At 69.9% G+C, this 9,456-nt stretch carries 10 protein-coding genes, 2 tRNA genes and 1 pseudogene; 10 read left to right on the forward strand and 3 right to left on the reverse strand.

The genetic code is table 11. The annotated features are described in order from the left end of the window. A pseudogene (locus tag ACFWI9_RS27490) lies at positions 1-591 on the forward strand (signal transduction protein with Nacht domain protein); the annotation flags it as partial. 726 nt (positions 592-1,317) lie between these two features. On the opposite strand, the gene ACFWI9_RS27495 reads toward ACFWI9_RS27490, so the two are convergent. Continuing rightward, positions 1,318-2,385 carry an amidohydrolase family protein gene (locus ACFWI9_RS27495; protein ID WP_387165991.1) on the reverse strand — a complete coding sequence of 356 codons (1,068 nt, stop codon included), beginning with the start codon at positions 2,383-2,385 and terminating at the stop codon, positions 1,318-1,320. Between the two features lie 61 nt (positions 2,386-2,446). Here ACFWI9_RS27495 and ACFWI9_RS27500 point away from each other — a divergent pair, with 61 nt between their 5' ends. From ACFWI9_RS27500 to ACFWI9_RS27515, 4 genes are all read left to right on the forward strand, one after another. Beyond that, positions 2,447-2,992 carry a hypothetical protein gene (locus ACFWI9_RS27500; protein ID WP_387165993.1) on the forward strand — a complete coding sequence of 182 codons (546 nt, stop codon included), beginning with the start codon at positions 2,447-2,449 and terminating at the stop codon, positions 2,990-2,992. Positions 2,993-3,102: 110 nt separating this feature from the next. Next, positions 3,103-3,798 (forward strand): L,D-transpeptidase, encoded by a 696-nt coding sequence (locus tag ACFWI9_RS27505; RefSeq protein ID WP_387165995.1) that lies wholly within the window; start codon positions 3,103-3,105, stop codon positions 3,796-3,798. Positions 3,799-4,116: 318 nt separating this feature from the next. Beyond that, the gene (locus tag ACFWI9_RS27510; RefSeq protein WP_387165997.1) at positions 4,117-4,605 is read left to right on the forward strand and encodes a hypothetical protein; all 489 of its coding nucleotides are present in this window, start codon (positions 4,117-4,119) and stop codon (positions 4,603-4,605) included. A gap of 58 nt (positions 4,606-4,663) precedes the next feature. Beyond that, on the forward strand, positions 4,664-5,251 hold the full coding sequence (locus tag ACFWI9_RS27515) for a class F sortase (RefSeq protein ID WP_387166019.1): 588 nt from the start codon (positions 4,664-4,666) through the stop codon (positions 5,249-5,251). A 32-nt stretch (positions 5,252-5,283) separates the two neighbouring features. Here ACFWI9_RS27515 and ACFWI9_RS27520 read toward each other — a convergent pair whose 3' ends face one another. Both ACFWI9_RS27520 and ACFWI9_RS27525 read right to left on the reverse strand, forming a co-directional pair. Further along, positions 5,284-5,940, reverse strand: coding sequence for an SDR family oxidoreductase (locus ACFWI9_RS27520; RefSeq protein ID WP_387165999.1), 657 nt, complete (start codon positions 5,938-5,940; stop codon positions 5,284-5,286). Between the two features lie 197 nt (positions 5,941-6,137). Beyond that, positions 6,138-7,574, reverse strand: a complete 1,437-nt coding sequence (locus tag ACFWI9_RS27525) for an amidohydrolase family protein (protein WP_387166001.1) — start codon at positions 7,572-7,574, stop codon at positions 6,138-6,140. Between the two features lie 260 nt (positions 7,575-7,834). On the opposite strand from ACFWI9_RS27525, the gene ACFWI9_RS27530 reads away from it, so the two are divergent. The 5 genes from ACFWI9_RS27530 (at position 7,835) to ACFWI9_RS27550 (ending at position 9,293) form a co-directional block, all read left to right on the forward strand. Next, positions 7,835-7,907 (forward strand) — tRNA-Thr (locus ACFWI9_RS27530). A gap of 48 nt (positions 7,908-7,955) precedes the next feature. Then, positions 7,956-8,028, forward strand: a tRNA-Met gene (locus ACFWI9_RS27535). A gap of 125 nt (positions 8,029-8,153) precedes the next feature. Further along, on the forward strand, positions 8,154-8,318 hold the full coding sequence (rpmG, locus tag ACFWI9_RS27540) for a 50S ribosomal protein L33 (RefSeq protein ID WP_003948671.1): 165 nt from the start codon (positions 8,154-8,156) through the stop codon (positions 8,316-8,318). Positions 8,319-8,406: 88 nt separating this feature from the next. Further along, positions 8,407-8,859 (forward strand): MaoC family dehydratase N-terminal domain-containing protein, encoded by a 453-nt coding sequence (locus ACFWI9_RS27545; RefSeq protein ID WP_387166003.1) that lies wholly within the window; start codon positions 8,407-8,409, stop codon positions 8,857-8,859. Between the two features lie 5 nt (positions 8,860-8,864). Then, entirely contained in the window at positions 8,865-9,293 is a 429-nt protein-coding gene (locus ACFWI9_RS27550) for a MaoC family dehydratase (RefSeq protein WP_387166005.1), read from the forward strand. The last annotated feature ends 163 nt before the right edge of the window (positions 9,294-9,456 follow it).

A 9,456-nucleotide genomic window follows, 5' to 3' on the forward strand; every position in this document is an offset into this window, starting at 1 on the left:
GCCGACCCCAGCGGATCGCCTCGCTCAATGGCTCTTCGGCTGCTGGCTGAGTATTTCCCGCAGCGGCCCGAGGCGCTGGCGCTTCTTGTTGACCGGGCCACCGCCGACCCCGACGGATTTTCTCGCTCAACGGCTCTTCGGCTGCTAGCCGTGCATTTCCCGCAGGAGCCTGAGACGCTGGCGCTTCTTGTTGGCCGGGTCGTCGCCGACCCCGACGAATCGCTTCGCTACATGGCACTGCACCTGCTGGCCGAGCACTTTCCGCACCGCTCAGAAGCCCTTGCAGGGATCACCGACCGCGCGGGTAATGATCCTGAACCAGAATTGCGGTTGCAGGCCTTCCAGGCATGGGCTGCCATGCTTCCACCAGACGACGTGTACGAGGCTGGGAGACGTGCGCTTGAGGACGCGCACCTCGTTGTCAGAGCTGGCGGTTCATGGGTCCTCGCGTTCGGATGCCCCCGAGATCTTCGAGCCAGGGCGATGCTTCACGAACACGCTCAGAACGACCTCGAACCTGAGGTGCGCAGCGCTGCGTCTGATGCACTTATCGCTGCGGAAATGCTCGCATCGGCAGAGGTAGAGACGTAGCCGCTGTCCGGCTGTCCGGTTAAGGGTCTGGCCAGCGCATTCAGGGCGGACAGTTCTGAGTGCATGTGTCCGGGCTGTCCGGCCAAAGGCGGCTGCAACACCCAGGTGTTGCAGCGTGTCGGCGCAGCCGACCCTATGGTCCGCGTCGCCGGAGAGGCCCTTCCTTTGCCCCGTTAGGTTGCCGTGGACGAGGAGTGGACGGCTGGGACGTGTACGAGCTGCAATGTCCGCTCCGGCCCAGATCAGAAGAGGTCAGAGTGATTGAAAGACAGAAGTCTGTAAATCCGTCGGCTTAGCCTACCCAGGTTCGAATCCTGGCGCCGCCACGCGATGAGAACGGCCCCTGTCCTGCGTTTTCGCAGGCAGGGGCCGTTTTTGTTACTCCCGCCGTCGACTCCGCTCCACTCGGTGCCGGTCTTCACCTGAGGGTCGGTGTGCCGGTGAGCCCGGCGCTCGGGCGCGAGTGTGGCGTCGGGGGCCTGACGGCGGCTCAGGCCCCGGACACGTTCGGGCGGTGGTGGCCCGGCGGTGGGTCAGCCGACCAGGTCGGTGAAGTCGTAACCCCAGTCGTACTGGATCTTCGGGTCGCCGGACCGCCGAGCAGCACGCGGCCGGGGGCGGAGGCGTACTCGTTGCCCGAGCCGTTGATCGCGACGAGGTCGTCCGCCGCGTCCTTGTTGATCCGCCCCGCGGCGCCCCTGAGGGGCCGTCGTCCGGTTCGCGTAGTCAGCGCACGACCCGGCCCCGCAGGATCACCCGTTTCGGTCGCCCCAGCGTCCCGGAGGCTCCTACCGCCGTGGGGTCCTTGTCGTACGCGACGAGATCGGCGGGCGCCCCGTCGATCAGCCCGGGCAGTCCCAGCCACTCCCGGGCCGTCCAGGAGGCCGCCCCGAGTGCCGCGTCGGCCGGCATCCCGGCCTGCGCCAGCCGCTCGGACTCCGCGGCCACAGTGCCGCACGGGAAGCTGTCCGTTCCGGCGAGTACGGTGACGCCCGCCTCGTGGGCCAGCCGGACGTTGTCGAGCGTCCCCCGCCAGCCGTCGAGCCAGTGCGAGCGCTTCACGCTGGGTTCCCGGCGCTGCCAGCGCTCGGCGCTGCGGGCGAACGCCGAAAGGGTCGGCACGAGCGCGGTGCCCTGAGCGGCCATCAGGTCCAGCAGTTCCGGGTCGAGATGCATCCCGTGTTCGAGGCTGTCAGCGCCGGCCAGCACGGCGTTCCGCGAGCCTTCAGCGGTCTGGCAGTGCACCGCGACCCGTCCGCCGGCAGCGTGCACCGCGGCCACGGCCGCTCGCATCACGTCCAGCGGTACGGCGGGTTCATCCCACCGCCAATCGCCGATGATCTTGCACCAGCCCGAGGAGGCCGTGGCCTCCTCGACGGCCGCCTCCGGCAGTTCGCCCTCCTCGATGTCCCGGCCCACCCCGGGGAAGAACCGCCCGGGTGTCGCCAGCCATCGACCCGCCGACCGCACGCGAGGCAGATCCGGTTCCGTGTCGACCCAGCCGGGCATCCGGCCCTTGGTCCCCGGCGTCCGCACCAGCAGCACCCCCGCATCGCGATGCGCCGACAGGTGCCGACGCAGCAAGGCCTCGTCGAACGGGGTGTCAGGATCCTCCGTCCCGGGATGCGTATGGACGTCGACCAGTCCCGGCAGCAGCCAGCCGCCGTCCACCACGGTCTCGACCTGTTTCGCCGCCGCCCGGGCGGGAGGCACGGTCCGCAGTGTCTCGCCGTCGATCCAGTACGTGCGTTCCTCGCGCTCCGGTAGGGCGACGCCGCGTATCCGTAAGGTCATGACCATCAACCTACGTGCGGACGGGCCGACATGGGCGTTCCCCACGGCGGAAAGGATCTTGATGACCGGCATGACCACGGCCGAGTGGTGGGATTCGCTGCCCGAAGGCGTCCGGCGCGAGGCTGATCAGCAGGTCCTCCGGGACGCCTTCATCCTCGCGGTGCGGACCGTCTGGGAAGCGGGCCGTGCGCGAGGTTTGAGCCTGATCGACGCGCAGAAGGTGGTGTACGACCGCTACGCGCACCATGGCGACCGGGTCGCCCGCACACCGGACGACCCGCTGGACCCGGACTCCCTCGCCGCCCGTGCCTCCACCGCCTCCGGCCGGATTGTGGCGATCGAGGCGGTCTGGGACGGCGACACGGTGCACGACTGGTTCGTGTGCCTGCTGGCCGTCACCGCCGACCCGCCGGGTGAGCACGGCCTGGCCACCATCTACCGGGGCGCCGCCGAGTGGTACCTCGAGGGCGAGGACACCGCCTCCCGCCATCCGTCGGCCGTGGCGGCCGATCACGCCGGCCGGGCCCTGGCCGCCCGACTCAGGGTCCCGTTCCACTTCGGGAGCCCTGACAACCCCGACTGGGAGGGGCCCCGCTGGCGGCCCTGAAGCCCGGCTGTTACGGAACTGTCCCCTTCCGCCGTGCAACTACCGCCCGCCCCGCGGCGTCTACCAGGCGGAACTCGCGCCATGCGCGTACGCATAAGGAGTCGACAGCCATGGGAGACATACGCCGACGAGGAATCGTCGCACTGGGGATCACCGCATTGGTGGCCCCGCTCACTCTGGCCATGGGGACCGGGACCGCGCAGGCGGCGTCCTGCAACACGCAGACCGGTCCGTATCAGAAGCAGGTCGAGAAGTTCCTCGGCCGGCCGGTGGACGGCAAGCAGTCCGCCACCGACTGCAAGGCGATCCAGGCGTTCCAGACGAAGCACTCGATATCCCCGAACGCGGGCTATGCCGGGCCCATCACCTGGGGCGTCATGGATCTGATGAACAAGCAGAAGGCCGTCGGGAAGACCCCGAACAAGGCCGGCTCCTGCCCGACGAACAAGGGCCGGATCGCCTGCGTCAACCTGACGCTCCAGCTGAGCTGGGTCCAGGACGGGTCGAAGCTGGTGTACGGGCCGGTCCCGGTGCGCACCGGCCGGAACGGGTACGAGACCCGCACCGGCCTGAAGAAGGTCTACTGGCGCAACATCGACCATGTGTCGTCCCTGTACAACGTGCCGATGCCGTACAGCCAGTTCTTCGACGGCGGCCAGGCCTTCCACTCGGTCGGCGTCAGCGTCTGGGCTCCGCCCGGCTCGCACGGATGCGTGAACATGACCAAGACGGACGCGGCCAAGTACTGGAGCCTGCTGCGTAACGGGGACGAGGTCTTCGTGTACGGACGCAAGCCCGGCACCTGAGCGTCTTCGAACGGCTGAACCTCTGATGGAGCCCGGCGGCAGCACGGCCGCCGGGCTCCGTCGCGTCCGGGGCGCGTAAGCCGCCACCCGTTCGCCGGGTGGCTCCGGCCTTCCGGTGTTCTGCTGTCGGATCCATCGACTCGTGTGAGCTGCGTTGATGACCTGACGCACCGACAGGTCGATGTATCAGCTCGTGTCATTTCGGTCATTTAGTAATACGAGCTGATTTTCTTGGGGTGTGAGTGCGGCGCCCCTGCCGGGACGAGGAGTCCTGCCGCGCGCTCATCCGGAGGCTGGTGGTCGGTCATGAGGTCAGTCATGCGCAGTACACGTGTTCTCGCCGTCGGCGCCTTGGTCGTGATCGCCTGCGGATGGCCGGCCGTCGCGACGGCCGCCGACGAATCAGGGATCAGCGTCAGCCCGGATGTGGCGTTCCCCGGTTCGACGGTCACGGTCAGCACCACGGTCTGCGAGGACGACGTGACCTATGCCAAGGGGCAGGCGGAGTACGCGGGGCAGGTCAATCTCACCGAGACCGGCGACGGAGGCGAACTCGCGGGCGGCTTCACCGTCCCCGACGACATCGAGGACGGGGTCTACGACCTCACGGTCAAATGCCCGCCCGGAACCCTCGTGGAGACGACCTATCAGGTCGCCCGCCGCCCGGACGGCGCGGTGCACGGAGGTTTCGGCGGTGCGACGGGACTGAACGGCACGGAGGTCGTCATCGGCTCCGCGCTGCTCGCCGGGGCGTCGGCCATCGGTCTGATCGCGATGCGGCGCCGTGCCGACAGCGGTTCCGTCTGAGCGGCGGGCCCGCGCCGCTGAACGACATACGCCCGGGCCTTCGCGCAGAATCCTCCTCATCGTCGTGCCGCTCGGCATCTGGCTGCTGGTCCGCGGGCTGATCGGCGGGAACCCTCCGCAGCCGTCCTCGGAGCAGTCGGCGAGGCACGGCCCAGGGCTGAGTGCGGCCGACCGGGCGGCACACGCCCTGCCGCGTTCCGCGCCGGTCAGGCTGCGTATCCCCGCCATCCACGTCGACGCGTCGATGACGACGTTGGCGCTGGACAAGAAGGGTTCGCTGCAACTGCCACCGCCCGGCAGCTCCAACCTGGCCGGCTGGTACGCCCGCGGGCCGGCACCGGGGGAAGCCGGAGCCGCCATCGTGGCCGGGCATGTGGACACCCCCACCGGGCAGGCCGTCTTCTACCAGCTAGGCGCGCTGCGCAAGAAGAGCACCATCGAGATCACCCGCCAGGACCGGCGCACAGCGGTGTTCTCCGTGGACGCCGTGGAGGTGTACGCCAAGCGCTCGTTCCCGAGCCGGAAGGTCTACGGAGGCGGCTCGGCGCCCCAGTTGCGGATCGTCACCTGCGGCGGCGGCTACCGCAAGTCCACGGGCTACCAGGGCAATCTGGTCGTCTACGCGAGCCTGGTCCGGGTGAAGTAGCCGCGCCACGGCTGCGGGAACGGCGCCATCGCTCAGTTGCCCGCGATCGCCTTGACGGCCACCGCGACCGGGACCGACCCGCTGATCAGCTCCAGCGTCAGCCCCGCCGTCGCTGGGGTCTCCACGAGCTCCGCGAGCACCGCGGCCACGTCGTCGCGCGGCACGGGCCCGCGTCCGGTCCCCGCCTCCAGCCTGACCAGTCCCGTACCCGCGTCGTTCGTCAGCATCCCGGGCCGCAGGATCGTCCACTCCAGACCGGCCCTGCCGCGTACGTGCTCGTCCGCCGCGCCTTTGGCACGCAGATACGCGTCAAACACCTCGTCGCCCGTATGGGCGGGGTCGGCGCCCATCGAGGAGACGATGAGGAACCGGTGTGCGCCCGCCCGTTCGGCCGCATCGGCGGTCAGCATCGCTGCCCGCTTGTCCACGGTCTCCTTGCGTTCCGCGCCGCTGCCCGGTCCGGCGCCGGCGGCGAACACCACCGCGTCGGCGCCCTGCAGCACCGCCGCCACCTGCTCCACCGAGGCCGACTCCAGATCCAGCAGGACCGGCTCGGCACCGGCAGCCCGCAGGGCATTGCCCTGCTCGGGTTTGCGGATGATGCCCGCGACCTCGTGTCCGCGCACCGAGAGCAGCCGCTCCAGGCGCAGCGCGATCTGACCGTGTCCTCCCGCGATGACAATGCGCATGCTCACGACCGTACGCCGGTCGCTGCCCCGACGCGCGGGCCGGGCCCCGACTCGGGCCGCGGTGGTTGCCGCGGCGCGGGCAGGCTTCCCAGGCGCCGCGGCGCAGGCTCGCGCGGGGAGCGCGGCGGGCAGGCCGCGTAGTTGTAGCGGCGCGGGCACGGGCAGCGCAGGGGGCCCGAGCCCACGTCCCCCGGTGCTTACGGCCCGGGATCCGGCCTCCCCTGCCGTGGCAGTTCGAGCGCGACAGCCGCGGCCGAGTCGCAGTACTCCCGCACCGCGCTGGTCCGTGCCACCACCCGGCCGCGGTGCACCACGATCCGGCTGTACGCGAGCGACAGCACCCCCGTGAGCTCCTGTCCGCGCACCGCGAGCAGTTCGGCCGGGAAACCCGCCTCCACCCGCACCTCGGGTAGCCCCATCGCCCGCCGCGCCGTCGTACTGACTGCCTCGTATGCCTCCGCCGCGCGCAGTCTGCCCTGCGAGGCCAGCAGAAAGGCCGCCTCCAGCGGATCCCCGCGCCCCACCGGGTTCGCGGCGTCGCGCATCGCCCCGCTGCCCGCAGCCACCCGCACCCCGGCGGCGCGCAGCAGCCGGGCGGGGGCGCTGCCGCGCAGTTCGGCGCCGGTGCAGCCGCCCTGGGGCAGGCAGACCACGGTGACTCCGGCGGCCGCGAGCCGGTCCGCTGTACGGGACGCCACATCGGCCGGCAGCCGGGCGAGCCCCGCGCAAGGGCCGATCGAGACCCCCTGCCGCAGCCCACCCGCCATCGTCGCGAGGCGGGCCAGCCGGGCGGGGTCATCGCCGTCGGTGTGCAGATCCACCGGGCAGCCGTGCTCCGCTGCCATGTCCAGCACCGTCTCCGTGTAGCCGACCGGATCCGGGTCCAGGTCGGGGCAGCCGCCGACCACGGAGGCGCCCATCTTCATCGCGTCACGCAGCATCGCGAGACCGTCGGCGCCGGCCACGCCGGTCAGCAGCCGCGGTACGGCCACGGTGGTGAGCTCGGCGAGACCGCGCAGTGAACGCCGCGCCTGGTGTACGGCATCCAGGGACTCCAGGCCTTGGACGTCTCCGATCCGCACATGGGAGCGCAGGGCCGTGGCGCCGTGTCCGAGCTGGAGCAGCGCTGCCTCCGTGGCGCGGCGCTGGATCTCCTCGACGGCGCAGGACACGGGACCGTCAGGCGACGGAGCGGTGAGCGCGGTGTCGCCGTGCGTATGCGGCTCGGCGGGGGCGGGCAGCAGCAGGTAGCCGCTGAGGTCCACGCGCGCGGAATGCGCCTTCGAAGGGTTCGCTGGGTTCGCGGTGTTCGAGGGGTTCGCGAAACTTGAAGAACCCGAGGAGCCCGAGGAGCCCGAGGAGCCCGAAGAACCCGAGGAACCCGAAGAACCCGAAAAGCTCGAAGCACCGGAAGGATTGGATAGGCCGGACGGACTGGAGAGACCAGAAGGGCTCATGGGGTACAGGGGCTTCGAGCGCGGGGTGAGACTTCCGGCGGTGCCGACGGCCTCGATCCGGCCGCCGCTCAGCCGCACGTCGACCGTGCGGCCGTCGGTGAGACGGGCACCGCACAGGGTCAGCACGGTGGAGTCGGCGGTGGCGCCGTCTGGCGGCTCCGCCTGGCTGTCGGGCATGGCGCTCCTGAAGTGGCGGAAGGCGGAAGAGCTGAAGGGCGGGGGACGTCAGAAGGACCCTAGGGCGGTACGCGCCGTGCTTCGCGGAGGAGCGCAATAGTCGTACCGGTGTGGCCGCGAGTGGCGTACGAGGCGATCAGGGCGGCCTGCCGGACAGCGGCCGCTCGCATCGCCGTCACGGTGCCCGAACGCCGCGGGTAGCAGATCGAGTAAACGGATTTGGGCGATCGGTCGCGGACCGTGTAATGTCTTCATCGCTCGCCCCAATAGCTCAGTCGGCAGAGCGTCTCCATGGTAAGGAGAAGGTCTACGGTTCGATTCCGTATTGGGGCTCTGATGTTGGAAGATCCTCGCCCTCGGGCGAGGTGAATCCGGCATCGCAGCGGTGTAGCTCAGTCGGTAGAGCAAGCGGCTCATAATCGCTGTGTCACCGGTTCAAGTCCGGTCACCGCTACACACAGTAGCCGATTGCGGGGTCGGTCCTCCGATCGGCTACTCTTTTATGCGTCCACCTTGACCATTGCATGGCCATAGTGGGCGTACGCAATCAGTCCATCCGTCCGTCCAAGGAGCACTCACGTGGCTGCCACCGACGTCCGCCCGAAGATCACGCTGGCCTGCGTGGAGTGCAAGGAGCGGAACTACATCACCAAGAAGAACCGGCGCAACAACCCGGACCGTCTTGAGATGAAGAAGCACTGCCCGCGCTGCAACGCGCACACCGCGCACCGCGAGACGCGCTGAATCAGGCTCGATCACGAGGCCGTCCCCCTTCTTGGGGGGCGGCCTCGTGTCGTTTCAGGAATCCAGTAACACAGGAGGTAGCGAGGCCATGGCGCTCGACCAGTCCTTCGTCGGGCGGACGTATCCGCCCACCGCGCCGTACGAGGTAGGCCGGGAGAAGATCCGGGAGTTCGCGGAGGCGGTCGGCGACACGAATCCCGTGTACACCGACCCCGACGCGGCCAAGCACCTCGGGCATTCCGATGTGATCGCCCCGCCGACCTTCGTTTTCGCGATCACTTTCCAGGCCGCGGGGCAGGTGGTCGAGGATCCGCAACTGGGCCTGGACTACAGCCGCGTGGTGCACGGCGACCAGAAGTTCGCCTACACCCGCCCGGTGCGAGCGGGGGACCGGCTCACGGTCACTTCGACCATCGAGGCGATCAAGTCCCTCGCGGGCAACGACATCCTGGACATCCGCGGTGAGGTGCACGACGAGGCGGGCGAACATGTCGTGACCGCCTGGACGAAGCTGGTGGCACGCGCCGCCGAGGAAGGCTGATCGACATGGCGGCGAAGATCGCGTACGCGGACGTCGAGGTCGGCACCGAACTGCCGGTGCAGAGCTTTCCCGTGACCCGCGCCACGCTGGTGCGCTACGCGGGAGCGTCCGGCGACTTCAATCCGATCCACTGGAACGAGAAGTTCGCCAAGGAGGTCGGACTGCCGGACGTCATCGCGCACGGCATGTTCACCATGGCCGAGGCGGCGCGTGTGGTCACCGACTGGGCGGGCGACCCGGGCGCCGTGGTCGAGTACGGGGTTCGCTTCACCAAGCCCGTGGTCGTGCCGAACGACGACCAGGGCGCGCTCATCGAGGTCAGTGGCAAGGTCGCAGCGAAGCTCGACGACAACCGGGTGCGGGTCGATCTGACGGCGATGTCGGCAGGCCAGAAGGTGCTGGGCATGTCGCGCGCGGTCGTGCGGCTGGCCTGACGCGGGAGCGGGAGCGGGAGCGCGAGCGGGCGCGGAGGGCGCGGCCGGACGGCGAGGCCGGCGCCCACCGCGCCTCGTTCCCCGCGCGTCCTGCTCCCTCCCGCGTACCGGTACCCGGCCTACGGGGGCGGGCGCCCCGGCCCCCGCCCCAGGGAGGTTGACG

This window comes from Streptomyces sp. NPDC127084 (assembly GCF_042724175.1).
In the GTDB taxonomy this organism is placed as follows: domain Bacteria; phylum Actinomycetota; class Actinomycetes; order Streptomycetales; family Streptomycetaceae; genus Streptomyces.

Bases quoted from the DNA above. Each gene is read 5' to 3' on its own strand.
- ACFWI9_RS27495 (WP_387165991.1), bottom strand. From the start codon at position 2,385: ATGACCTTACGGATACGCGGCGTCGCCCTACCGGAGCGCGAGGAACGC.
- ACFWI9_RS27520 (WP_387165999.1), bottom strand. From the start codon at position 5,940: ATGCGCATTGTCATCGCGGGAGGACACGGTCAGATCGCGCTGCGCCTG.
- ACFWI9_RS27505 (WP_387165995.1), top strand. From the start codon at position 3,103: ATGGGAGACATACGCCGACGAGGAATCGTCGCACTGGGGATCACCGCA.
- ACFWI9_RS27545 (WP_387166003.1), top strand. From the start codon at position 8,407: ATGGCGCTCGACCAGTCCTTCGTCGGGCGGACGTATCCGCCCACCGCG.
- ACFWI9_RS27525 (WP_387166001.1), bottom strand. From the start codon at position 7,574: ATGCCCGACAGCCAGGCGGAGCCGCCAGACGGCGCCACCGCCGACTCC.
- ACFWI9_RS27550 (WP_387166005.1), top strand. From the start codon at position 8,865: ATGGCGGCGAAGATCGCGTACGCGGACGTCGAGGTCGGCACCGAACTG.
- ACFWI9_RS27510 (WP_387165997.1), top strand. From the start codon at position 4,117: ATGCGCAGTACACGTGTTCTCGCCGTCGGCGCCTTGGTCGTGATCGCC.
- ACFWI9_RS27500 (WP_387165993.1), top strand. From the start codon at position 2,447: ATGACCGGCATGACCACGGCCGAGTGGTGGGATTCGCTGCCCGAAGGC.